Raw genomic sequence first — 25234 nt, forward strand, 5'->3', positions numbered from 1 at the left:
TTACTTCAGCGGCCCCACCACCTGCCGATAGCGCTCAACCCCCTGGGGCGTCTGGCGTACCAGGCTGATCTCCAGCCCCAATGGGTCGTCCCGCCGATTGCCGCTCAACTGCCGCCAGCCCTTGTCCTGCTCCCACACCCGCACCTGCAAGTCACTGACGCCCGCCAGCACCATCACCCCATCCACTGCCGCCGGCAGCGGGAAGCGATCCCGTGCCGGTGCGGCGGCGCGGTACAGCGCGTCACCCTTGAGCCACCAGCGCACGCGTTGCAGGCCGTCCCCCAACGCCGGTGCGCTGCGGATCACCTCCAGACGAAAGCCCTTGCTGTCGGAGCTGCGCACAGTCACCGCGGCCAGCCCCTCGGCTTTTGGCGCCTCGGGCGCGGTCAGTTCGACGCTGGCGCGCAGGCTGAGGTCGCGTTGCATCTGGTTCAGCGCCCGCAGCAGCGCCTCGGTCTGTTCAGTGCTGGCCTGCAAGTGCTGGTCGGCACGGGTGACGCTGTCGAGCCCGCGCCAGGCGATCACACTGACCAGCGCCATCAGCATGATCGCCACCATCACTTCGATCAGGGTGAAGCCCCGTTGCACTGCATGAACCGACAAATTGCCTTTGTAGTGAGCGGGCTTATTCATGGCTGGCTCACCACGCGCAGCAGGCCGGCGGGGTCGCGTTGCAGGCTGAGGCTGTGTTGCCCGTCCGACAGCACTACGCGCAGGGGTGGGTTGATCCATTCGGCGTTGAGTACCAGGGTTTGTCGCGGCTCGATGTTGATCTGCATCGGTGTGCTGTCCCACAGGCGCGGGCGCAATGAGCTGTCGCCCTGGAACGCGTCCACGCCCACGCCATCATCGCTGCGCCGGTTGAAGCGATAACCCTTGGCATCCGCGCGCCAGGTGATCGGCCGCCCGTCGGCGCGGGCTTCGGCCTGGGCGATTTGCAGCAGTTGGCTGAGGCGCTCGGCGTCTTTGCGCAGCCGCTGCAGCGGGTCGGGCTTGATGGTCAGGCTGATGGCGGCGCTGGCGATGCCGATGATCACCAGCACCACCATCAGTTCGATCAGGGTGAAGCCTTGCTGTTTCATCGGTCGGCACCTGGAGAACTGGCGAGGTTGTGAAATAAAAAAGTGCGAATTGGCCTGTAGGCTGAGGCCACGGACAAACAGGAGGTCCCCCATGGCATTTCCCCTTCGTGTTTCACCCGCCCATGGCGTGCAGGCCCTGGGCGTGTTGGCGGCGTTGGCTGGTGTCGCCATCTGGGCGCCGCTGCTGCTCACATCCGCCGAATCCAGCACGCCACCGGCCACACCCCAGGCGCTGGCCGCCCGCAGCGATAATCCGGCGTTGCAGTGGTTTTCCAATGTGGCGACGACGCCCCAGGTCAAAGTCACCGGCGTGCTTGCCGGGGCCCGTGGTGCGGTGGCGATCCTCAGCCTCAACGACGGCCCGCCGCGCAGCTTTTTACTGGGTGAACGCCTCAGCCCCGGCGTGCGGTTGACGGCCATCGAGGGCGATGCCGTGGAGATCGAACGTGCGGGCGAGAAGGTTCGCGTCCACCTCGAAAAGCTGCCGGACGGCCCCGCGTTGCCGCGCCTCACTCGGCCATGACCTGCGTCTGCAACCACGCCAGCGGCGGTGCTTCGCGGCTGGCATCAAGCACTCGTACCGCGACCTGAAACAGTCGGCCATCGGCGTTGATGGTTTGTTCGCAGCGCAGCTTCAGGCGGCCCTGATCGCACTCGAACGTCTTCTTGCCGCTGCGCAGCCCGCCTTCCAGGCGCAGCTCCGCCAGGCGACTCTGCGCCGCCAGCAACGCCATGGACTTGTCGCGCAGCAGGCCGTTGCTCTGGGTCATCAAGCCGGCCACGCGCACGGCGGCAGCCATGGCCACGGCAATGATCGCCAGCGCCACCAGCACTTCAATCAGGGTAAAACCGCTCTCGTTGCGACGGCCGTGCATGGCGCTCTCAAACCGGGGAAACAGGCCCGCAGACTAACGCCGCGAGTTGACCGATTGGCGACCGAAACTCCCGAGGATTTTCAATACGACTGACATGTGTTCTTGCAACACTGCGGCCTCGAAATGCACTCAAGCCAAGGAATGTCGAGATGGAAATCGCGCCCCTGAAGTCCCCGATGCAGAGCCGTCGCAGCCAGCGTGGCTTCACGTTGATCGAGATCATGGTGGTGGTGGTCATCCTTGGCATCCTCGCAGCGATGGTGGTGCCCAAGGTGCTCGACCGCCCGGACCAGGCGCGCGCCACAGCCGCCAAGCAGGACATCGGCGGGTTGATGCAGGCGCTGAAACTCTATCGCCTCGACCACGGCACCTACCCGAGCATGAACCAGGGTCTCAACGTGTTGGTGGAGCGCCCGGCCGATGCGAAAAACGGCAGCTGGCGCGCCTACCTCGACCGCTTGCCCAACGACCCCTGGGGCCATCCGTACCACTACCTCAACCCGGGCGCCAACGGCGAGATCGACGTGTTCTCCCTCGGCGCCGATGGCCAACCGGATGGCGACGGCGTGAACGCCGACATCGGCTCCTGGCAGTTGTAAGGCGCGCCATGAAACGGCATTCGCCCACAGCGGCGAAGCAGCGCGGCATGGCGATTATCAGCGCGTTGCTGATCGCCGCGGTGGTAGCGGTGCTGGCCGGCGCCATGCTCACCCGCCAGACCGTGTTCACCCGCAGCCTGGAGGCCGACCAGTTGCGCCTGCAGGGCACATGGCTGTTGCAGGGCAGCCTGGAGCGCAGCCGGCAGATGCTCTGGGAGGCGCGGCAAAAGGATGTGCTGACCCGTCTCGACCAGCCGTGGGCACGGGTGCAGGGCGGCGTGTTCGAAGGGCGCATCGACGACGAGCAGGGCAAGTTCAACCTGCGCAACCTGGTCAATCGTCAGCAGGTGGATACCGAGCAGTTGCAGGGCTTTGAACGCCTGTGCCGCACGCTGGGCGTCGACCCTGCCGTGAGCCGGCGCATCAGCCAGCGGGTGATCGGCTCGTATGAAGTACCGGCCAAATACCCGATGCTGCGCAGCCTGGACGAGTTGAGCGCAATCGAAGGGCTCGATCCACAACTGTTGCGCCGCTTGCAGGCGTATATCAGCGTGCTGCCCGGCCAGACCTGGGTCAACGGCAATACCGCCAGCGCCGAAGTGCTCAGTGCAGTGGTGCCGCAACTGAGCCTGGCCCAGGCCCAGGGGCTGGTGGCCGAGCGCGACAGCGGGCGCTGGTTTATCAACCGTGGGGATTTCGTCAACCGCCTGCACTTGCCACAGGTCGCTGTGGAATCGGTGCTGGTGGGGATTACCAGTGAGTGGTTTCGCGTGCAGGGCCAGGCGCGGCGTGAGCAACGCCGGGTCACGATCGATGCGTTGCTGCACCGCCCCGAAGACCGCCAACCGCAAGTGATCTGGTCGCGGGTGGGCGTATGAAGCGCCTGCGCATTGGCTTGCCGCCACTGGAGCAATTGAGCGCCGACAGCCAGGTCAAATTCGCCTCGCTTGAGCGTGGCGTGGTGATTGATGAGGGCTACGCCAGCCTGGCCGAATTGCGCAATCGTCGACAGGCGCTGGAGTGCTTTCTGCATCCTCGTGACAGCCTGCTCACCCGCCTGGAATTGCCACCACTGCCCGCGGCGAAAACCGCCGCCGCCGTGGCCTGCGCCGCACAGGCGTTGATCCTCGGTGCGGTGGAACAGATGCACGTGGCCCACGGCCCGCGTGACAGCGACGGCGGTGTGCAGGTGGCGTGGCTGCCCAAGGCCGGGTTGGAGCGCCTGGCCCAATTGCAACTGAAACTGCGCGGCCTGTACCCGGCGCCCTATGCCTTGCCGGTCGGCACGGCGGCGCTGGACGAAGGCTACCTGCTGACACGTGACAGCCTGCAACAAGGCGCGGTGCACCCGTTGGGCCAGCCACCGTTGGATAGGCCGCTGGTGGACGCCGCGCAACGCTGGAGCGGCGCCGTGCCCGGCTGGGGCTTGCACGCAGGCCTCAGTCATACGCCGAGCGGCGGCTGGGGCAGGGCGCTGGCGTGTGTCGCGCTGGCTGTCGCGATCTGGACCTTGGGCCTCAACCTTTACGCGGCGCGCCAGGCCGACGCAGGCCAGCGGCTCAAGGGGTTGATGAGCCAACAGGTGCGCCAGGCGTTTCCCGAATTGCCGGTGGTGCTCAACCCGTTGCAGCAGGCGCGCCAGCAATTGGCGGCGCGCCAGAGCGGCGCGGGTGCCGATGCTGGCCAGCGCTTTTCCAGCCTGCTGCAACTGGCGGGCAGCAACCTGCCATTTATGGTCGCCAGCGTCGAGCGCCTGACCTTTGAACAGGGCCGCCTGCACCTGCAATTGCTCGCCGACACCCGCAACCCGGTAGCCCAGGCCGAGTGGCAGGCCGCCTTGGCCCAGGCCGGGTTTGCCGCGACTCGCGAAGAACACGGCTGGAGCATCGGCCCGGCCGTAGCGGGAGCCAGCGATGAATAAGTGGAAGGCTCGATGGCGTGTGTTCTGGAGCGGCCTGGCCCTGCGCGAAAAACGCTTGCTGAGTGGCGCCGGGCTGGTGCTGGCGAGCCTGTTGACCTGGCTGGTGCTGGTCCAGCCAGCGTTGAAAAAGATCGCTTACTGGCAGGTCGAAACCCCCAAGCTGCGCGCCCAGGCCGAAGCCTTGCAGGTGTTGTTGCAAGGCGTCGCCGCGCCACGCCAGGCCGATGAAGCGGCGCTGCGCCAGGCCCTCGACAGCGCGGGTCTGCAAGGTCATTACCACTTGCAGGCGCAGGCCCCCGGCGGCTGGCAACTGACCTTCGACAACGCCCCGGCCGACGCCGTGGTGGACTGGCTGTTGGGCAGCCCCCGTTCGTTTTCCCTGGAGGTGTCCGCGGCGCGCTTACAGCGTGCCCCGGACGCCCTCGACAACTCGGCCGGCACTGTGTCCGGGACCGTTCGCATGGATCAGGCGCTTGGCGCTAAGGAAGCTTCATGAAGTGGTCAGTCCCCCCTTTCCGTTTGGCCGCGCCGTTGCTGTTGCTGGCCCTGAGTGCATGCAACAGCCCATCGACCAAGCCGTTGCTGGTGGACAGCGAACTCGGCCAGCCCCTGGCCGACACCCGGCGCAGCGGCGGCGACAGCGCGTTGGAGCGCCAGCGCGAACTGGCGCCCAAGCCCGCCGTGCAACATCCGATCACCAGCAGCGCCCGTGGTCATGCCCCGGCGGTGCTCAAGGCACGCAACCCACTGGGTGACCAGCCGGTGCAGCTCAATTTTGTCGACGCCGACATCCAGGCGGTGGTGCGCGCCTTGTCCCGTGCCACCGGCCAGCAGTTCCTGGTGGACCCCCGGGTAAAGGGCAACCTGACCCTGGTCAGCGAAGGCCAGGTGCCGGCGCACCAGGCCTACGACATGCTGCTGGCGGCGCTGCGCATGCAGGGCTTCAGCGTGGTGGACGTGGGCGGCGTCGCCCAGGTGGTGCCCGAAGCCGATGCCAAATTACTCGGCGGGCCGATCTACAGCGCCGGCAGCAGTGGCATGCAGACCCGCACCTTCCGCTTGCAGTACGAAAACGCGGTGAACCTGATCCCGGTGCTGCGCCCCATCGTGTCGCCGAACAACCCGATCAACGCCTACCCCGGCAACAACAGCATTGTCATTACCGACTACGCCGAAAACCTCGCGCGCGTGGCGCAGATCATCAACGGCATCGACACCCCCAGCGCCATCGATACCGACGTGGTGAAAGTGCAGAACGGCATCGCCGTGGACATCGCCGCGATGGTCGCCGAACTGCTCGACACCCAAGGCGCCGACCAGACCCAGAAGATCAACGTGGTCGGCGACCCGCGCTCCAACTCGATCATCATCCGTTCCGGTAGCCCCGAGCGCACCGAGCTGGCGCGCAACCTGATCTATAAGCTCGACAATGCCCAGAGCAACCCGAGCAATATGCACGTGGTGTACCTGCGCAATGCCCAGGCGGGCAAGCTGGCCCAGTCGCTGCGTGGGTTGTTGACCGGCGAGAGCGAGTCCGGCGTCAGCGACGAAGCGCGGGGCAAGCTCAGTGCCATGGGTGGCAATGGCCAGAACACCCAGGGCGGCGCCGCGCAAAACGGCAGCGGCACGCCCGCTGGCAGTGGCGTGCAGTCCAGCTATGCCCAGGACAAACAAACCAGCGGCACCGGGACTACGAAGGATCAAGACACCGCCTTCAGTGCCGGCGGTGTGACCATCCAGGCCGACGCCACCACCAACACCTTGCTGATTTCCGCCCCGGACCCGCTGTACCGCAACCTGCGCGAAGTCATCGACATGCTCGACCAGCGTCGCGCCCAGGTGGTGATCGAAAGCCTGATCGTTGAGGTCGGCGAAGACGATGCCAGCGAGTTCGGGGTGCAGTGGCAGGCCGGCAACCTGGGGGGCAAGGGCGGTTTTGGCGGGGTCAACCTGGGCGGCAGCGGTGTGAACGCCACGCCCACCAGCAAGACCAGCATCGACGTGTTGCCCAAGGGCCTGAACATCGGCCTGGTCAACGGCAGCGTGGACATCCCCGGCATCGGCAAGGTGCTCGACCTCAAGGTCCTGGCCCGCGCCTTGAAGAGCAAGGGCGGCACCAACGTGCTGTCGACGCCGAACCTGCTGACCCTGGACAACGAAGCGGCAAGCATCTTTGTCGGCCAGACCATCCCGTTTGTCACCGGCAGCTATGTGACCGGCGGTGGCGGCACCAGCAACAACCCGTTCCAGACCGTGCAGCGTGAAGAAGTCGGGCTCAAGCTGAATGTGCGGCCGCAGATTTCCGAAGGTGGCACGGTCAAGCTGGACATCTACCAGGAAGTCAGCAGCGTCGACTCGCGGGCCTCGGTGGAGGCGGGCACCGTGACCAACAAGCGGGCGATCGATACCAGCATCCTGTTGGATGACGGGCAGATCATGGTGCTTGGCGGGTTGCTGCAGGATGGCTACAGCCAGAGCAATGATGCGGTGCCGTGGTTGTCGGATATTCCCGGGTTGGGTGCGCTGTTTCGCAATGAAAAGCGCAGTGTGAACAAGACCAACCTGATGGTGTTTTTGCGGCCTTACATCATTCGTGACAGTGGCGCGGGGCGCAGTATCACGCTGAACCGCTATGAATTCATGCGTCGGGCACAGGGTGGGTTGCAGCCGGAGCATAGTTGGGCGATGCCGGATGTGCAGGCGCCGCAGTTACCGTCGGTGGAGAAGGCGATCCCGGGCGGGCAGCAGCGGCCGCGGGCGGTGATTCGGGCGGTGCCGCAGTGATCTTCGGCCAGCGTGGTTTTACGGGGCGATCCCAGATCAAAAGCCAGAGCGCGGCGGCCTTAGAGCCGACCGAAATGGGCGGGATGAACTGGGTCAAAACTGTGGGAGCGGGCTTGCTCGCGAATGCGGTGGATCAGCCAATGAATGAGTTGACTGACACACCGCATTCGCGAGCAAGCCCGCTCCCACATTTGGATCTCCATGTATTCAGATGGAACTGTGCTCTGGCTCTTGATTTTGATCTTAGGCGCCCCGTTAAACACGCTGGCCGGAATTCGACATGGATTATGGGCACACCGAGCCTAGGCGAAGTGCCGAGTGGTGGGGCAAGAGCGTTTTGCTTACTTTTGCGCTTTTCAAAAGTGAGCCGCTGTAAGAGCGGAACCATAAGCCGCCGTTGCCCAAAAAACGGATATGTACACCGACAAACAGGGCCAACAACATGAGCCTACTCCCCTACGCCTGGGCCAAATCCCAACGCATCCTCCTGCGCACTAACGCCGAAGGCCTGCTCCTGACGGTATGCCCCTCAACCCCCGGCTGGTCCATCAGCGAAGTCCACCGCCAATTCGGCCAATCCCCCATCGAACAAGTGCGCGACGACGAACTCGACGGCCTGCTCACCAGCGCCTACGCCGACACCGGCAGCGCCGCCGCCGTGGTCGGCGCGGCAGAAAACGAGGTGGATCTGGACCGCCTGATGCAAGACATGCCCGAAGTCACCGACCTGCTCGACACCCAGGACGGCGCGCCGGTGATCCGCATGATCAACGCCTTGCTGACCCAGGCCGCCCGCGACGAGGCCAGCGATATTCATATCGAGCCCTATGAAACCCACTCGGTGGTGCGCTACCGCGTCGATGGCACCCTGCGTGATGTGGTGTCACCGCGCAAGGCGTTGCACGGCGCGCTGGTGTCGCGGATCAAGATCATGGCCCAGCTCGACATTGCCGAAAAACGCCTGCCCCAGGACGGCCGCATCGCACTGCGGGTGGCCGGGCGGCCGATTGATATTCGCGTGTCGACGGTGCCCACCGGGCATGGCGAGCGGGTGGTGATGCGGCTCCTGGACAAGCAGGCCGGGCGCCTGCAATTGGAGACCCTGGGCATGGAACCGCAGCTGTTGGCGCGCCTCGACACGCTGATCCGCCAGCCCCACGGCATCGTGCTGGTCACCGGGCCGACCGGCAGCGGCAAGACCACCAGCCTGTATGCGGCGCTGGCGCGACTGGATGCGAGTACCAGCAATATCCTCACCGTGGAAGACCCGGTGGAATACGACCTGCCGGGTATCAGCCAGATTCAGGTCAACGCCAAGATCGACATGACCTTCGGCCTCGCCCTGCGCGCAATCCTGCGCCAGGACCCGGACATCATCATGATTGGCGAGATCCGCGACCTGGAGACCGCGCAAATTGCCGTGCAGGCCTCGCTGACCGGTCACCTGGTGCTGGCGACCCTGCACACCAACGATGCGGTGTCGGCGGTCAACCGGCTGATCGACATGGGCGTCGAGCCGTTTCTGTTGGCTTCGTCGTTGTTGGGCGTGTTGGCCCAGCGCCTGGTGCGTCGCCTGTGCCCGCACTGCAAGCAGGAAGATCCGGCCGCGCCCGGTACCTGGCGCCCGGTGGGCTGTGCGCAGTGCAATCAGGTCGGCTACAGCGGCCGCACCGGTATCCACGAGTTGTTCTGCGTCGATGACGACGTGCGTAGCCTGATCCACCAGGGCGCCGGCGAGCAGGACCTGCGCCTGGCCGCCCGCCGCGCCGGCATGTTCAGCATGCGTGAAGACGGCGAGCGCTGGGTGCGCAGCGGCGCCACCGCGCCTGAAGAAATCCTGCGCGTGACACGGGACGCCTGATGAATCGCTATCGCTTCGAGGCCGCCGATGCCAGCGGCAACGTCGAGACCGGGCATGTGGAGGCCGACAGCCAGAGCGCCGCATTTGCCAACTTGCGCGGGCGCGGTTTGACCGCGTTGCTGGTGCAGCTGGAGAGCAACCAGCAGGTCGCCGGCAGCAGCCTGTTCACCCCCAAGCTCTCGGACAACGACCTGGCCTGGGCCACGCGCCAACTGGCAAGCCTGCTGGGTGCCAGCCTGCCGTTGGAAGCGGCGTTGAGCGCAACGGTGGAGCAGGCCGAGAAAAAACACATCGCCCAGACCCTCAGCGCAGTGCGTGCCGATGTGCGTGGCGGCATGCGCCTGGCGGATGCCTTGGCTGCGCGGCCACGGGACTTCCCCTCGATCTACCGCGCGCTGATCGCGGCGGGGGAGGAGTCCGGCGACCTGGCCCAGGTGATGGAGCGCCTCGCCGACTACATCGAGGAGCGCAACAACCTGCGCGGCAAGATCCTTACGGCGTTTATCTACCCTGGCGTGGTGGGGCTGGTGTCCATCGGTATCGTGATTTTTTTGCTCAGCTACGTGGTGCCCCAGGTGGTCAGCGCATTTTCCCAGGCGCGCCAGGATTTGCCGGGGCTGACCTTGGCGATGCTCAACGCCAGCGACTTTATCCGCGCCTGGGGCTGGCTGTGTTTTGCCGGGATCGTCGCTGGTTTCTGGAGCTGGCGCCTGTATTTGCGCAATCCCGTGGCACGCCTGAATTGGCACAGCCGGGTGCTGCGCTTGCCGTTGATCGGGCGGTTTGTGCTGGGCCTCAACACCGCGCGCTTCGCTTCGACCCTGGCGATCCTCGGCGGTGCCGGCGTGCCGCTGTTGCGCGCCCTGGAAGCGGCGCGCCAGACCCTGTCCAACGACCGCCTCGACCGGTGCGTCTGCGAGGCCACCGCCAAAGTGCGCGAAGGCGTCAACCTGGCCCCGGCGCTGGCGGTGGAGAAGGTGTTTCCGCCGGTGCTGATCCACCTGATCGCCAGCGGCGAAAAGACCGGCTCGCTGCCGCCGATGCTGGAGCGTGCGGCGCAGACGCTGTCGCGGGATATTGAACGGCGGGCGATGGGCATGACCGCGTTGCTGGAGCCGCTGATGATTGTGGTGATGGGCGCCGTCGTACTCGTCATTGTCATGGCGGTGTTGCTGCCAATTATCGAGATCAACCAACTCGTCACCTGACCTACTGGCGAAACCCAATCCACATGCGGGAGCGTGCTGGTGTGGGAGCGGGCTTGCTCGCGAATGCGGTGGGTCAGATATGAATTCATTGACTGATCCACCGGATTCGCGAGCAAGCCCGCTCCCACATGGGTTATGTGTGTTCAGCACATTTATCGTGCTCCCGTTCTACCTCGGGTTCCTCATTCCGTCACATCCCAAGGTCTATACGGCCTCCAGCCCCACTCGCTGAAACCTCGCTGTCACCTGCGCCCAAACCGCTCAAAATCATGACCAAAACACCCGAGAATCTTTTTAAAAATCAAGGCGTTCCTCCCGAGGTTTTTTCCTACAACCGTCATCGGAAACTGCGAATTTCTCTCCCATGGTTTTCACCCCTGGCCACCCCCGCACGACGGCTTGGGACCGAAGCCATGGCGTCATGCAAGAGCCATCTACCCCAAACGTACAAACACGACGAAAGGAGCTTCTTCATGTTTAAGCGCAACGTTCTCGCGGTATCAATGACCCTCGCTGCACTGTGCTCGGCACAAGCTGCATTCGCAGACGTAAACGGCGGCGGCGCCACTCTGCCTCAGCCGCTGTACCAGACTGCTGGCGTACTCACCACCGGCTTTGCCCCTTACATCGGCGTTGGCAGCGGCAAAGGCAAAGCGGCGTTCCTCAACAACGACTACAGCCAATTCGGCACCGGCACCAAGAACGTGCACTGGGCTGGCAGCGACTCCAAGCTGACGGTCGATGAACTGCTCAATTACAAGAACGGTCATGAAGCCGCGTGGGGCAAGCTGATCCAGGTACCTTCGGTGGCGACTTCGGTGGCCATTCCGTTCAACAAGGCAGGGACTGCTGCCGTTGACCTGAGTGTCAACCAACTGTGCGGCGTGTTCTCCGGCCGTCTGACCGACTGGAGCCAGATCGCGGGTTCGGGCCGTACCGGCACGATCAAGGTTGTTTACCGCAGCGAAGCGAGCGGCACCACCGAACTGTTCACGCGCTTCCTCAACGCCAAGTGCGCCGAGACCGAGGCATTCGCTGTGACCACTAACTTTGCCCAGAGCTACGGCAACGTGACCAAGAAGGTTCCAGCCGGTTCCGTTTCTGCCTCGGGCAGCCAAGCGGTAATGACTCTGTTGAACTCCACCGACGGTGCCATCACCTACATGAGCCCGGACTACGCGGCCACCACTCTGGCCGGTCTGGATGACGCGACCAAGGTTGCCAAGGTCAACGGCGTTTCCCCAGCACCTGCCAACGTATCTGCCGCCATCGCCCTTGTACCGGTTCCGACTGGCACCAACGTCGCCAACCAGAACGCCTGGGTTCCAACCTTCGCCGCCGCTGCCAGCACTACCGACCCAAGCGTCGTCGCCTACCCGACTTCGGGCTACCCAATCCTGGGCTTCACCAACGTGATCTTCAGCCAGTGCTACGCCAACGCTGACCAGACCACCCAGGTCCGCAACTTCTTCACCCGTCACTACAACCTCAGCGCGTTCGGCAGCAACGATACCGCGATCCGCAACAACCGCTTCGTGCCTCTGCCAGACTCCTGGAAAACCGCGATCAACGATAACTTCCTGACCGCCACCAGCGCCCTGAGCATCGGCAAGTCCAACGTGTGCAACGGCATCGGTCGTCCGCTGTAACCCCGCTTCAACGACCCGCAACACCGATCAGCAACGGCCTGTGCCGTTGCTGATTTTTTTTGCGTTAGCAGCCCTTTATGAACTTTGCATGACAGAAGTTCAGTCGCGCCCCTCGCCAACCGCCTAACCCTCATACGTGAGCATGTCTTGCCCCTGGGCAACTACAAAGAAGGAAGATCCAGATGGTCCGCTGCAAACCAACGGTTCACCGCAAAGCCCAGCCCGTGTTGTTGCTCAAGCCCCTGGCGCAGGCCATTGCCTTGTTGATGGTGGCGGGCAACGCCCAGGCGGCGTCGGCGTTCAGTTCCGGCTGGTTTGCCGATAAGGGCGCGTCCCAGGCGGCCACGGCGGCGCGTACCAGTGGGCAGGTGTCGGGCATTCCGACCTTGAACCAGCAGGCGCGGGCCAATCAGCAGTTGGCGCGTTCGATCAGCACGCTGAACACCAGCGTCGCGGCGATTGCCGCGCAGCAGGCGGCGCAAGCGGCCGGGCGGCAGGCGGCATTGGGGCAGGTGTCGACGATTCCCGATGGCTTGGGCAAGGGCGGTTTGCAGGTCGACAACAGCCTGACCCAGGGCTGGACCAACGCCAAGGGCCCGACCCAGACCCAGGCCGGCGGCAAGACCACGGTGAACATCGAGCAGACCGCCGACAAGGCGATCCTCAACTGGGAGACGTTCAACGTCGGGCGCAACACCACGGTGGACTTCCAGCAGCAGTCCAACTGGGCGCTGCTCAACCGCGTCAATGATCCGAATGCGCGCCCGAGTGAAATCCAGGGCCAGATCAACGGCGCCGGCACGGTCATGATCATGAACCGCAACGGCGTGGTGTTCAGCGGCACCAGCCAGGTCAATGTGCGCAACCTGGTGGCGGCGGCGGCGAACATCACCGATGAGCAGTTCACCCAGCGCGGCATTTACGTCGATGCCAACGGCACCCAGCCGACGTTTACCGATGCGGCCGGCAAGGTTGAAGTCCAGCGCGGCGCAGTGATCCAGACCCACAACGCCGCCACGTCCACCGATGCCGGCGGCTATGCCTTGCTGCTTGGTTCCGAGGTGGACAACGCCGGTACGATCATCACCGCCAAGGGCCAGACCACCCTGGCGGCGGGTGACAGCTTTTACATCCGCAAAGGTGTCGGCACCGCCGGCAACGAGCGTTCCACCACCCGTGGCAACGAAGTGGCGGCTGGCCTCAACGCTGGCAGCACGGCGGGCAAGGTCAGCAACAACGGCCTGATCATGGCCTCCACCGGCGACATCACCCTGACCGGCCACCAGGTCGCGCAGAACGGCGTGGCCCTGGCCAGCACCTCGGTGGATACGCGCGGGACTATCCACTTGCTCAACGCGGCCACTGACACCACTGGCAGTGTCACCCTGGGCGAAGGCAGCACTACCGCGATCCTGCTGGATGCCAGCGCCAGCACCGCGCTCAACAGCCAGCAGGCCAACGGCCTGAGCAAGTTCGATGGCCTGGCCGCCAACCTGATCAACGGGCAGTTCAATCACCTCAGCGCCGTGGCCGACCGCAGCGACCAATCACGGGTCGAGATCGTCAGCGGCGGCACGGTGGACTTCCAGAACGGCTCGATCACCCTCGCCACTGGCGGGCAGGTCGCCGTCAGCGCCGGGCAACGCAGCCTGGTGCGCGACGGCGCGAAGATCGATGTGTCGGGCGCGGTCGGCGTCAAGGTGGCGATGGAAGCCAACAACATCAAGATCAACGTGCAGGGCAACGAGCAGCGCGATGCGGTGGTCAACCGCGATGGCGGGCAACTGATCAACAACGACGTGTGGGTCGACCTGCGTGAGCTGGTGTTTGTCCCGGCCGGCACCAACGGCTATACGACGGATCGCTGGTACACCGCGGGCGGCTTGCTCGAAGTCGGTGGCTACCTCGGCACCCAGGGCCACTCGGTGGGCGAGTGGATGGCCCAGGGCGGCACTGTGACATTTACCGGCAAGGACGTGGTGACCCAGCAGGGCGCGCAGATCAACCTGTCGGGCGGCACCGTGGATGTGCAGGCCGGCAAGATCCGCCTGACCTGGCTCAAGGGGCCGGACGGGCGTTTGTACGAGCTGTCGAAGGCACCGGGCGACATTCTCTACTCCGGCGTCTACAAGGGTTTTGAAGACACCAGTGCGCGCTGGGGCCAGACCGATTACTACTACAACCCCCTGATCGCCCAGCAAAGCCGCCAGGAGTCCGGTTACACCGTGGGCCGCGATGCCGGCAAGCTGGTGATCGGCACGTCAGGCGCGGTGTTGGAAGGCCAGATTCTCAGCGACGTGTTCCAGGGTGATCGCCAGACCCGGGCACCGGCGCTCAACCTTGACGGTTATCAGCAATCCCAGAAAGCGCTGGCCCAGCGGGCGCAGTTGATCATCGGGCAATACACGCCGATCTATGACAAAACCACCGGCACCCTGCGTTATGGTCTGACGCCGATGGCGGAGCAGGTGCTGATCGAGCAGTCCGCGCAAAAGATCGCCGCCGGTATGGACTTGAGCACGGCATTGCCCGCCGAGCGTCAAGGCGCGGTGGTGCTGGACGCCGATCAACTCAATGGCTTCCAGCTGGGCGCGATCAAGCTCGGTGCCAAGCAGGGCATCGCCGTCAATGGCGCACTCAACGTCGCCGATGGCGGCGACATCACCCTCTACGCACCGCGTGTCGAGGTGAACGCAAACCTGACTGCCCACGGCGGCAGCCTGAATCTGGGCAACGTGCTCAACCAGGTCAATCTCAACGGCAACAACGCCGTGGCCGACGTGATCCTGGCGGGCAGCGGGCAGATCGACGTGGCCGAGGGCGTCAAGCTGGACGCCTCGGGGCGCTGGAACAATCTGCTGCTGGACCCTGCCGGTGGCGGCAACGGTGTGGCGTACGTGAACGGCGGCAAGGTCTCGCTGCGCAGCAGCGGCGATGTGAGCCTTGGTGCGGGCAGCCTGGTGGAGGTGTCCTCCGGGGCCACACTTGGCGTCGATCGCAGTGTCAACGCTGGCAAAGGCGGCAGCGCCACCCTGAGCGCCCTGGGCGCGTTGAGCCTCCAGGGCGAGGTGCGCGGTTACGGTGTGAGTGGCGGTGGCACCCTGGCCTTGCAGAGCCAGAAGGTGTTGATTGGCGAAAGTGCCGATCCCCTCGCCACCGGCACGTTGCAATTGGCCGGGGACTTTTTCAACAAGGGCTTTTCGGCCTACGACATCACTGGCAATGAAGGGCTGCTCGTCGCCGACGGCACCCAGGTTGACGTGACGGTGCCGGTCTTGCACCTGGGTGACCAGGCGAGTACCGCGCCCAGTGGCAGTGACCCCGCCAGCGCCATGGCGCGCTGGCTGCCCGAGTTGTATCAGCCGGACGCCGTCAAAGGCGTGCTGACCCCACGGCGCGGCGCCAGCTTGAACCTGACCGCCGGCAACCCGTACATCACGGCTGACAAACTGGCGACCACGGCCCTGACCGTTGGCCAGGGTGCAGTGATCAACGTCGACCCGCGCCAGGCCATCAACCTGCGCAGCGTTGGCCAGTTGACCCTCAACGGTACACTCAACGCCTGGGGCGGCAACGTCAGCCTGGGCGGCCTGGCGGTGACCCCGCAGGTGCTGTTGCAGGCGAATGCCGAAGGGCATGGCCGCTCGATCTGGCTGGGTGAACAGGCCGTGGTCGATGTGTCGGCCCGCGCCGTCAGCGCCGTGGACAACCAAGGGCGCCGCTACGGCGTGGTGGACGCCGGTGGCAAGATCCGCATCGGTGGCGATCTTGACCTGACCACCGGCGTCGCCAGCGCCAGCGACCTGTTTGTGGTGGTGCGTGACGGGGCGCGCCTGGAAGCGTCCGGCACCCAGGCCACACTGAATGTAGCGGGGCAGGGCACGGTGCAGGTCGCCAGCAACGGCGGCACCATCAGCCTGGCCTCCAACAACGGCCTGTACCTGGATGGCAGTTTTGTCGCCCGCGCCGGTGGCGTGGGGGCGGCGGGTGGTAGCCTGGTCGTCGCGTTGCAGAGCCCGAACTACCTCAAGCAGTACGCCAGTAACCGGGTACTCAACGGCCGCGAGTTGATCATCAGCCAGACCCACCAGCCCCTGAATCTGGCGGACACCGCCGAGGCCGCCGCCGACAGCCTGGTCTATGGGCATGCGCGGCTCGGAGCGGACCAAATCAGCGCGGGTGGTTTTGACAACCTGGCGCTGATGAGCAATGGCCTGATGAGCTTCGATGGCGACGTGAACATCGCCATGGGGCAGAGCCTGCGCCTGTTCAGCGCCGCGTATAACCTCAGTGAAGGTGCCGCCGCTGGTTCACGGATCAACCTGTCGGCGCCGTATCTGTTGCTGGCCGGTCTGACGACGCAGACCCTGGACCCGAACGTGCGCCCGACCATCAACCTGGGCAAGCCGTCTCAGCTCGCCACGGCGGCGCAGTTCAATGCTGGTGGCGATCTGATTGATGTGCGCGACAACGTGGTGTTTGGCATGAAGGGCAGCCTGTACCAGGCCGACGCCAGCCTGATCACGGTTGAGCGGCGCGGTTTTGATCAGGTGAACCTCACCAGTCAGGGCGACTTGCGCTTCCTGGCGGGTAGCGTTGAAAACGCTATCGTCGCCGGTATCAACACGCAGTTGCTGACCCAAGGCGACATGACTCTGCGCGCTGCGCAACTCTACCCGGCCACCGAAGTCGGTGCGCGTATCGTCGCCGGCTATTTGGGCGATTCATCCACCGTTGCCCTTGGCCTGGATTTTGACCCCTTGCGCACGTTGACCATCGGCCGTGTCGGCAGCACCGATGCACCGCTGCCTTATTCGGTGTTCGGCCACCTGCAACTGGGTGCCGCAAACATTATCCAGGGGGGCGTGGTACGCGCTCCGCTGGGGCTGATCGATATTGGCAGCACGGGCAGCGAGCGCGTGCAGTTGCTGCCGGGCAGCCTCACGTCGGCGAGTGGCAAGGGCCTGGTGATGCCGTTTGGCGGCACGGTGGACGGCCAGGTCTACCGCTATAACGGCAAGCAAGTGGTGTTTGTCGGGCAAGGCGGGCTCAGTGCCAGCGGTCAGGATCTGGGGATTGGCGTGATCCTGGGCGGCAAGACCGTCGCCGTGCTGCCCGATGCCACCGTGGACCTGTCCGGCGGCGGCGAATTGCTGGGTGCCGGGTTTGTGTCCGGGCGCGGCGGCTCCACCGATGCGCGCTACAACCCGCTGGTGCAAGTGGGCGCCAACGGTGGGTTCAGCCTGCCGGGCCTGTCCACCAACCCGATCTACGCGATTGTGCCGGGGGTGCAGCCCGTTGCCGCGCCTGTGGCGGGGGAGGCTGGGGCGGTCACGCCGTTGGTTGGCCAGCAAGTCACGATCGGCGCCGGTATACCGGGGCTGCCCGCCGGAACTTACACGCTGATGCCATCGACCTACGCGTTACTGCCCGGGGCCTATCGCGTTGAAATGAACGGTTTGGCTGGCTTGGGCGGCGATGGCGCGACCCAATTGATGCGCAACGGTTCGTGGAGCACGGCCGGGCGCTTGTCGATTGCCAATACCGGAATCAGCGACAACGTTGCCAGTCAATTGATCCTGACGTCGGCCGATACACTGCGCCGCTATTCCCAGTACAACGAAACCAGCTATGCGCAGTTCGCCAGGGCGGACGCGGCAAAAATCGGCGTGCCACGCCCCATGCTTGAGGTGGATGCCAAGACCTTGAAACTGGCCTTGCGCACCGGTGGTGGTGCGGATGCATTTTCATTCCAGGGTATTGGCCGCTTCGGTGCAGCGCAGGAGGGTTATGGCGGTACGGTAACGGTAGTCGACACGACCCGTGGTGGCATTGAAGTAGTGGGCGCAGATCGGGCGGCGACCCAGGGTTTTGCAGGGATCACCTTGCGGGCTGACAGCCTCAATGCACTGGGGGCATCGCGCCTGGTCGTCGGGGGCATGACCAGCGTCACGTATGGCCAGTCTGGCAACTTCATCACGTTGGTGGATGGGGTGAACGGCGCCCGCAGCAACATTGTGCTGCGTGAAGGCGCGACGTTGGCTGCGCCTGAAGTGTTCCTGGTCAGTCAAACCGGCTCGATCGTCGTTGAGCAGGGCGCTTCGATCAACACTATCGGCCGAGGCAACGCGGGCTACGACGCCCGTGACGGTTTTATCTACAAGGTCACCAACATGCTGGCGGTGTCCAACGGCCTGCTCAATGTGATCGCGGCGCCGGGCATTGGTGGCGAGGTTAGTGGGGGCATCAGCATCGGCACCTGTAGCACCAGCCCTTGCAGTGGGCAGACCGGGCTGTATTCCGAAGGCAGTATCGTCGCTTTGACCGACGCCTCGTTTGCACTGGGCGATCAAGTGCGCTACGGCACGCGTCACCTCAACCTGGGGGTCAGTGCGATCAACCTTGGCAGCGCCGCTGCGCTCGCCGCCGCAGAAGCCGCGAATCAACGGCCGGCAGGCCTCACGTTGTCCCAGGCACTGCTTGACCGTCTGCTGCAGGGCGATACCCAGTTCGGCGCGCCGGCCCTGGAGACCCTGCAACTCTCGGCCCGTGACAGCTTCAATTTCTACGGCAGCACCTCGCTGGATACTTATGACCCCCTGACCGGCAAATCGCGGTTGAGCAACCTGATGATCTCCACGCCGGCGATCTATGGCGCCGGCGGTGCCAACGATGTGGCCAGCATCCACACCGCCAACCTGATCTGGCAAGGCGCGACCAACCCGGCGGGTGCCGTGGTCAGCGGCGGCGCGGGCACCGGCAGCGGGCGCCTGGACATCAACGCCGACCGCATCGAATTCGGTTACGGCAGCTTTGCCCAGCCGAGCACGACCCTGAACTTCGACCGCCTGGCGCTGGGCTTTGCCAACGTCAATCTGAACGCCAGTGAACGCATCACCGCCAACCACAAGGGCAGCCTGTCGGTCTATCAACAGCAGGGTGCCTATGACGCGGTGAAGGGTTTCACCTACACAGGCGGTAACCTGAATATCCTCACGCCGCTGATGACCGGTGCCGCTGGCTCAGTCAACCGCATCACTGCCGGTGGCGCGATTGATGTGGCGGCGTCTGCCGGGGCACGCGGCAAGGCCGAGGGGCAGGGTGCCGAATTGTCCTTGAACGGCGACAGCATTCGTCTGGCGGGCGCCGTGGTGCTGCCGAGCGGCAAGGTCAGCCTTGCAGCGCGGGGTGATGTGCAGTTGACGGACGCGGCGTTGATTGATGTCGCCGGGCGTGCGATCACCTTCAACGATGTGACCAAGTACGGCTGGGGCGGCGACGTCACCCTCGACAGCCGCACCGGCAATATCCATCAAGCGGCAGGCTCGACCATCGACCTGTCGGCCCAGTACAACCAGGCGGGCACGCTGCGGGCCGTGGCGCTGGATGCGGCGGGCGGGATCGTCGACCTGCAAGGCACGCTCCTGGGCAGCAGCAGCGGCTACTACGACGCGGGCGGCACCTTGATGCCTTATCTGGCGGGCAGCGTGCAGATCCAGGCCCAGCGCCTGGGCAGCAGCGGTGTGCTGGACCAGCAGTTTGCCGACCTCAACAGCCGCCTCAACATCGGCCAGGTGTTCGGCGCGCGCAGCTTCCAACTCAAGCAAGGCAACTTGACCATCGGCAACGGCCTCAAGGCCGGCAACATCAGCGTCTCGGTAGACAACGGCAGCCTGCGTGTCACTGGCCTGGTGGATGCCAGCGGTGAACGCGTGGGCAGCATCAACCTGGCCGGCAAGCACGGCTTGAGCCTGGACGGCAGTGCCGTGCTGGATGCCCACGGCAGCAAACTGCGGGTGGACAGCTACGGCAAGATCATCGACTCGCCGAACCGTGCCATGGTGGTGCTCGGCTCCGGCGACGGGCGCTTGACCCTCGCCGATGGCGTGCGCATCGACCTGCGTCACGGCACCGCCGGTTCGACCCACAACGACGGGCTCGCGCGTGGCAGCCTTGAATTGAACGCGCCACGGCTGATCAATGCCGATGGCAGCAGCAACGACATCGACATCGACGCCCGTGGCCGCCTGGCAATCCAGGGCGCACGCTCGATCACGCTCAACGGCATGGCCACATACGACGATGCGCCCGTGATCAACGACCCGACGGCCAGCGGGCGACCTTATCAGCAGATCGACCAGGCTTACCTGGATGGCAAGCACGCACTGAGCACGGCGTTTATCAACGCGGCCTTGCTCAACTCGGACTTGCTCAACAACAAGCTCGCCGGGCTCAACAACAGCACGTATGCCGATACGTTCCATCTGCGCCCAGGGGTGCAAATCGTCAGCAGCACCCCGGACGGTGACCTGGTGGTACAGGGCGACCTGGACCTGTCCGGCTATCGCTACGCCAGCCTCAACCCGCACACCCGGCAGACCTCGGTGTACGGTTCCGGTGAAGCGGGCAGCCTGACCCTGCGCGCGGGCGGCGACCTGAGCGTTTACGGCAGCATCAACGATGGCTTTGCACCGCCGCCGGAAACCGTGGATGACAAGGGCTGGGTATTGTTGCCCGGCAAAGACTTCAGCGGCGGCGATATCGTCGTGCCGGGCAACGGCGTGACCCTGGCCGATGGCACGGCGTTCCCGGCGGGCAGTACGTTGAACTACGACCTGCCGATCAAGGGCCTGACGGTCGCGGCCGGCACGCGCTTGCCGACGACAGCGGTGTTGGATCAGGCGCTGGTATTGCCTGCCGGTACGGTATTGGCGGCGGCAGTACGGGATGCGTCGGGCAATGTGGTGTATGCCGCCGGCACGTTGCTCGGCGAGGCCACCACGCTGCAACCGGGCACCCAGCTGGACGCCGGCACGCTGCTGAGCCAGGGCACGGCCTTGCGCAACATGCTCTGGCCCAAAGGTGTGCCACTGCCGCAGGTGCATCAGGGCACGCTCTCCACCAGTGTCGTTCTGCTCGACGGTAGTCGCGCCTTGCCACGCGGGGCGTTGATCCCGGCCGGTACCAACATCAAGCTGCCCGACGGGGTTGAATCGGTCCAACTGCGTCCGGAAGTGGCGGGGCGTCAGGGCAAGCTGTGGGCCATTGCGCCGATGCTGGCCGAGGGGTCGCAATCCTGGTCACTGCGTCTGGTGGCGGGCGCCGACACCGACGCGGCGGACAGCCGTATCCTGCAAGCCCATCCACGGGGCGGCGACCTGCACCTGGCTGACAGTCACTACGGCATGTTCGCCAAGGATGTACCGCTCAAGGGGGCCCAGACCTGGACCGCTTACGCGGTCATCGACCTTGCGCTCAACGGGATCACCGTGGTCGAAGGCGACCCGATTGACCAGGCCATCGTTGATATGGTCGGGATGGGTACGATCGAGAATTTCTGTGCCAACTACGGCGCCTATTGCGTGGTCAAGGTCAACCAGCTCTGGACCGAGTCCGCCGCGCAGGAACTGGCGGCGATGGGTATCCATGTGTCCAAGGGCGACGTGATTCAGCAAAGCCTGCTGGACCAACTCAACGTCGGCACCATCGAACAGTTCTGTGCCAACTCACCCACGTATTGCTACCTGCCCAGCAGCAAGGTTGCCGCGCCATCCAGTACCCGCTTCAGCGTGCTGCGTACCGGCACGGGCGACCTGGAGCTGTTGACTGCTGGCGACCTGAGCATGGACTCACTTTATGGGGTCTATACCGCAGGCACGTCCTCCGTCGCGACCCAGGCGGGCGATCCCTACAATCAAGCGCGGACCCTGGGCCGCACTAACACCGTCCTGGCCGATCCTGCCAGCGCCTACGAAAAGTTTGTCAATGGTTCTGCCGACAGCCTGTACCGCGCCTGGTATCCCGATGCCGGCGGCAACCTCACGCTGAACGTCGGCGGGAACCTGACGGGCAATATCACCGGTATCTCCGAGGGCATCGCCGGGCGGCCTGATCCCAAGGACCGTGGCTACGATTCCGCCAGCGTCGGCAACTGGTTGTGGCGTCAAGGCAGCGCCGATGTGGCCACCGGCGGGCAGGCCCAACCCACGGCCTGGTGGATCAACTTCGGCACCTATGCCAGCACCCCTTCGGTCGATCAGATGCTCGGCTTCACCGGCTTTGGCACCCTTGGCGGCGGTGACCTGGATGTCAACGTGCGCGGTAACGCCGGGTTGCTGGACAGCCGGACCAACAGCGCGCTCGATCCCGGTTTGAACCCGCGTACCCAAGGCCTGGTATTGGCGGTGGGCAGCACCGGCCGGATGGCCAACGACGGCAGCCTGGTGCTGAACGGCGGGGGCGACTTGCGGTTGCGTGTCGGCGGTACGCTCAACCCGGTTGGTGTGCAGACGACGGATTTGCGCAACGGGGTACTGGTCAACGTGCGTGGCAATGCACAGGTGCAAAGCGGCGCGGTGGGCGGTATCAATCTGACTTACGGCAGCACGACCACCCAGCACAGCCCTGGCGAAACGCGCGCATACGATCCGTTAAAGGCCACCCGTGGCTTGCCGTTGGGCGCAATTACCCTGGTGCCGGGTGACGCCACGTTCAACCTGGCGGCGGCGGGCGATCTGGTGGTGCAGAATGTGCTCGACCCGGGCCGGGGCTCGGTGGCGAACAAGTCCGCGTTTACACGGGGAGCCGAGCGGGGTGTAGGGGACAGCTGGTTCACGTTATGGACGGATCACACCGCGATTGATCTTTTTTCGGCTGGCGGCAATGTGACGCCGAATGTCAGCGGCACTCCTTCTGATCTGGCAATCGTGTATCCCTCGATCCTTCGAGCAACCGCCGCCGGTGGCAGTCTCTACTATGGACGAGCGGTGCGAGAATCCTCGATTGATACTGGCTACATCGCTAATCTTCTGCTCGCCCCAGGCGCCAATGGCGAGTTGCAGTTCCTGGCCAGCGATTCGATTTACGCGGGCGGCATGTTCGTCACGCCGTCTGCGGCCGACCCCGGCATCATGGCCACCCCTTGGCGGCCGGCATTCGTCGGCACGATCAACGGCCAGACAGACGCCGATAGCCACAATATCTCCGACAGCAGCGGCCTGGTGTCGGGGGGTAGCTTTGTCAGTACTATCCCGCGTCCCTTGTTCACCTTTGGTGCCCCGACGGCCTCTGCGGCGGGGTATGTGCCGAGTGCTCCGGCGCGCTTCTACGCGTTGAGCGGTGACCTGATAGGCGTCAGCAGCGGCAGGGTGATTACCTTCTCCACCACAGCTGGAACGCGCAACGCGGGGCAGGTCTGGTACGAGGGCAACGGCGCGGTGCGGATGATGGCCGGGCGCGACATCGTCAGCAGCGGCAGCGCGTTCAACAACACCGTGGGACCGGACTCGGAGCTGCAAACCGGCAACCTGTTCATCCACAACAACCCCAACGATATTTCCATCGTCTCCGCCGGCCGCGACATTCTCTACAGCAACTTCCAGGTCGCCGGTCCTGGTCTGCTGGAGGTGACGGCGGGCGGCAATATCCTGATGTCCGGGCGAGCGGCGGCCAACGGCGGCGAGGTCAGCGTGACCAGCCTGGGGGCGGTGGTGGCGGGCGACAACCGCCCTGGCGCAAGCATCGTGATGCAAGCCGGTGTCGGCCCCAAGGGCCCGGATTACCTGCGTTTCGTCGAGCCCTACATGAACCCCGTCAACCTGGCGCAAGCCGGCGAGTCGATCCAGGGCGCCAAGGTGGCCAAGACCTACGAAAACGAGTTGGTCACCTGGCTCGCCGAGCGCTTCGGTTTTGTCGGCGATAGCACGCAGGCGTTGGCCTATTACAAGGCGCTGCCTGCGGAGCAACAACGGGTGTTCGCCCGTGACGTGTACTTCGCCGAACTCAAGGCCGCCGGCCGCGAGTACAACACCGATGGCAGCGTGCGCCAGGGCAGCTACCTGCGTGGGCGTGCCGCCATCGCCGCGCTGTTCCCGGACAAGGACGTGGCCGGCAACCCGATCACCTACAAGGGCGACATCACCCTGTTCGGCAGTTCGGGCGTGCACACCAACTTCGGTGGCGCGATCCAGATGCTCACCCCGGGCGGCAGCCAGACCTTCGGTATCGAAGGCGAGGCGCCACCGTCCACGGCGGGGGTGATCACCCAGGGTGCTGGCGATATCCAGCTGTATTCCATGGGCAGCATCCTGCTCGGCCAGAGCCGCATCATGACCACTTTTGGTGGCTCGATCATGGGCTGGACCGCCGAAGGCGACATCAACGCCGGGCGCGGTTCCAAGACCACCGTGGTGTACACGCCGCCCAAGCGTGTCTATGACAACTGGGGTAACGTCAGCCTGTCGCCGTCCGTGCCGAGTACCGGCGCGGGGATCGCCACGCTCAACCCGATCCCGGAAATACCGGCGGGGGACATCGACCTGATCGCACCGCTGGGCACCATCGATGCGGGCGAGGCGGGCATTCGGGTGTCGGGCAACGTCAACATCGCCGCGTTGCGCGTGGTGAACGCGGCGAACATCCAGACCCAGGGCAAGTCGTCCGGGGTGCCGGTGGCGGCGGCGGTCAACACCGGCGCCATGAGTTCGGCCAGCGCGGCCGGAGCGGCGGCGTCCCAGGCGGCGCAAGAGGCGGCGCGCAGCCAGCAGGCGGCGGCCAAGCAAGGGCGGCCGTCCATCGTCACCGTGGAGGTGCTGAGCTTTGGCACCGAGCCGGTAGAACGCGGCCCCGAAGACGCGCCGAAAACCAGCGGCTACAACCCCAACAGCCCCGTGCAGGTGCTGGGCGCCGGCCCCCTGAGCGACCAGGCACGGGCGCGCTTGACGGATGAGGAGCGCAAGCAGATCAGTTTGTAGACTTTTTGAAGGACCTCTCGATGTACCTTTGGGGCGATCACTGATCGCCCCGTTTTTTTGTGGGCGATGTGAAGCAAGAGGGTGGGCGCAGATCCAGATGTGGGAGCGGGCTTGTGTGGGAGCGGGCTTGCTCGCGAATGCGGTGGGTCAGTCAGCACATGCATCAACTGATACACCGCATTCGCGAGCAAGCCCGCTCCCACAGAACCCATGCACACATGTCCTGCCGTGCCCGGTCCCGGAAATTGCCTGCGAATCAATCCAAAATGAAGCTTTCATGACAAAAGTTCGGTAGCTCCCACCCGCGCCTGTCTGTCCTATGTAACGCGCTGGATACGATCAAAAGTCGTTGTCGAAGCCGTCAGCAGGACGCCAGGAGTGGGGCAATGGGAACTATGGAACGTTACTCGAAAGTCGGCATGCAGGAGCTCGATCAGCGCCTGTCGAAGATCGTCGAAGCCGCGCGCAAGAAGCCGGTTTCGGTGTACCGCTATGGCGCGCCG

Annotated in this window: 13 protein-coding genes; 10 read left to right on the top strand and 3 right to left on the bottom strand. The window is 64.8% G+C overall.

Annotated elements, in window-relative coordinates; genetic code table 11:
- The gene (locus PSH81_RS10435; RefSeq protein WP_305392454.1) at positions 1-633 is read right to left on the bottom strand and encodes a type II secretion system protein GspJ; all 633 of its coding nucleotides are present in this window, start codon (positions 631-633) and stop codon (positions 1-3) included.
- On the bottom strand, positions 630-1082 hold the full coding sequence (gene gspH / locus PSH81_RS10440; RefSeq protein WP_305392455.1) for a type II secretion system minor pseudopilin GspH: 453 nt from the start codon (positions 1080-1082) through the stop codon (positions 630-632). The genes PSH81_RS10435 and gspH overlap by 4 nt, the downstream gene beginning before the upstream one ends.
- A 91-nt stretch (positions 1083-1173) precedes the next feature.
- Here gspH and PSH81_RS10445 point away from each other — a divergent pair, with 91 nt between their 5' ends.
- The gene (locus PSH81_RS10445; RefSeq protein ID WP_226457382.1) at positions 1174-1605 is read left to right on the top strand and encodes a type II secretion system protein N; all 432 of its coding nucleotides are present in this window, start codon (positions 1174-1176) and stop codon (positions 1603-1605) included.
- On the opposite strand, the gene gspI is transcribed toward PSH81_RS10445, so the two are convergent.
- A complete protein-coding gene (gene gspI, locus PSH81_RS10450; RefSeq protein ID WP_192300938.1) occupies positions 1592-1957 on the bottom strand; it encodes a type II secretion system minor pseudopilin GspI in 366 nt (121 codons plus the stop codon). The two genes, PSH81_RS10445 and gspI, sit on opposite strands and share 14 nt — an antisense overlap.
- A gap of 149 nt (positions 1958-2106) precedes the next feature.
- Between gspI and gspG the strand changes: the two genes are divergently transcribed.
- The 9 genes from gspG to PSH81_RS10495 all read left to right on the top strand — a co-directional run bounded on the left by gspG (position 2107) and on the right by PSH81_RS10495 (position 24731).
- Positions 2107-2556, top strand: a complete 450-nt coding sequence (gspG, locus tag PSH81_RS10455) for a type II secretion system major pseudopilin GspG (protein ID WP_226457383.1) — start codon at positions 2107-2109, stop codon at positions 2554-2556.
- An 8-nt stretch (positions 2557-2564) separates the two neighbouring features.
- Positions 2565-3434 (top strand): type II secretion system minor pseudopilin GspK, encoded by an 870-nt coding sequence (gspK, locus tag PSH81_RS10460; protein WP_305392456.1) that lies wholly within the window; start codon positions 2565-2567, stop codon positions 3432-3434.
- Entirely contained in the window at positions 3431-4477 is a 1047-nt protein-coding gene (gene gspL / locus PSH81_RS10465) for a type II secretion system protein GspL (protein WP_305392457.1), read from the top strand. Before gspK ends, gspL begins: the two co-directional genes overlap by 4 nt.
- Positions 4470-4973, top strand: coding sequence for a type II secretion system protein GspM (gspM, locus tag PSH81_RS10470; RefSeq protein ID WP_305392458.1), 504 nt, complete (start codon positions 4470-4472; stop codon positions 4971-4973). Before gspL ends, gspM begins: the two co-directional genes overlap by 8 nt.
- Positions 4970-7261, top strand: a complete 2292-nt coding sequence (gspD, locus tag PSH81_RS10475) for a type II secretion system secretin GspD (RefSeq protein ID WP_305392459.1) — start codon at positions 4970-4972, stop codon at positions 7259-7261. Before gspM ends, gspD begins: the two co-directional genes overlap by 4 nt.
- 442 nt (positions 7262-7703) lie before the next feature.
- Positions 7704-9122 (top strand): type II secretion system ATPase GspE, encoded by a 1419-nt coding sequence (gspE, locus tag PSH81_RS10480; RefSeq protein ID WP_192301114.1) that lies wholly within the window; start codon positions 7704-7706, stop codon positions 9120-9122.
- The gene (gene gspF, locus PSH81_RS10485; protein WP_192301113.1) at positions 9122-10330 is read left to right on the top strand and encodes a type II secretion system inner membrane protein GspF; all 1209 of its coding nucleotides are present in this window, start codon (positions 9122-9124) and stop codon (positions 10328-10330) included. Before gspE ends, gspF begins: the two co-directional genes overlap by 1 nt.
- 473 nt (positions 10331-10803) lie before the next feature.
- Complete coding sequence (locus PSH81_RS10490) at positions 10804-11979, top strand: substrate-binding domain-containing protein (RefSeq protein WP_226457388.1); 1176 nt, start codon at positions 10804-10806, stop codon at positions 11977-11979.
- A 182-nt stretch (positions 11980-12161) separates the two neighbouring features.
- Complete coding sequence (locus PSH81_RS10495; protein ID WP_305392460.1) at positions 12162-24731, top strand: filamentous haemagglutinin family protein; 12570 nt, start codon at positions 12162-12164, stop codon at positions 24729-24731.
- Positions 24732-25234 lie beyond the last annotated feature (503 nt).

This window comes from Pseudomonas sp. FP2335 (assembly GCF_030687535.1).
In the GTDB taxonomy this organism is placed as follows: domain Bacteria; phylum Pseudomonadota; class Gammaproteobacteria; order Pseudomonadales; family Pseudomonadaceae; genus Aquipseudomonas.

What these genes read in the sequence shown, in the direction of transcription:
- PSH81_RS10435 (WP_305392454.1), bottom strand. Translation starts at nt 633, where the DNA reads ATGAATAAGCCCGCTCACTACAAAGGCAATTTGTCGGTTCATGCAGTG.
- gspH (WP_305392455.1), bottom strand. Translation starts at nt 1,082, where the DNA reads ATGAAACAGCAAGGCTTCACCCTGATCGAACTGATGGTGGTGCTGGTG.
- PSH81_RS10445 (WP_226457382.1), top strand. Translation starts at nt 1,174, where the DNA reads ATGGCATTTCCCCTTCGTGTTTCACCCGCCCATGGCGTGCAGGCCCTG.
- gspI (WP_192300938.1), bottom strand. Translation starts at nt 1,957, where the DNA reads ATGCACGGCCGTCGCAACGAGAGCGGTTTTACCCTGATTGAAGTGCTG.
- gspG (WP_226457383.1), top strand. Translation starts at nt 2,107, where the DNA reads ATGGAAATCGCGCCCCTGAAGTCCCCGATGCAGAGCCGTCGCAGCCAG.
- gspK (WP_305392456.1), top strand. Translation starts at nt 2,565, where the DNA reads ATGAAACGGCATTCGCCCACAGCGGCGAAGCAGCGCGGCATGGCGATT.
- gspL (WP_305392457.1), top strand. Translation starts at nt 3,431, where the DNA reads ATGAAGCGCCTGCGCATTGGCTTGCCGCCACTGGAGCAATTGAGCGCC.
- gspM (WP_305392458.1), top strand. Translation starts at nt 4,470, where the DNA reads ATGAATAAGTGGAAGGCTCGATGGCGTGTGTTCTGGAGCGGCCTGGCC.
- gspD (WP_305392459.1), top strand. Translation starts at nt 4,970, where the DNA reads ATGAAGTGGTCAGTCCCCCCTTTCCGTTTGGCCGCGCCGTTGCTGTTG.
- gspE (WP_192301114.1), top strand. Translation starts at nt 7,704, where the DNA reads ATGAGCCTACTCCCCTACGCCTGGGCCAAATCCCAACGCATCCTCCTG.
- gspF (WP_192301113.1), top strand. Translation starts at nt 9,122, where the DNA reads ATGAATCGCTATCGCTTCGAGGCCGCCGATGCCAGCGGCAACGTCGAG.
- PSH81_RS10490 (WP_226457388.1), top strand. Translation starts at nt 10,804, where the DNA reads ATGTTTAAGCGCAACGTTCTCGCGGTATCAATGACCCTCGCTGCACTG.
- PSH81_RS10495 (WP_305392460.1), top strand. Translation starts at nt 12,162, where the DNA reads ATGGTCCGCTGCAAACCAACGGTTCACCGCAAAGCCCAGCCCGTGTTG.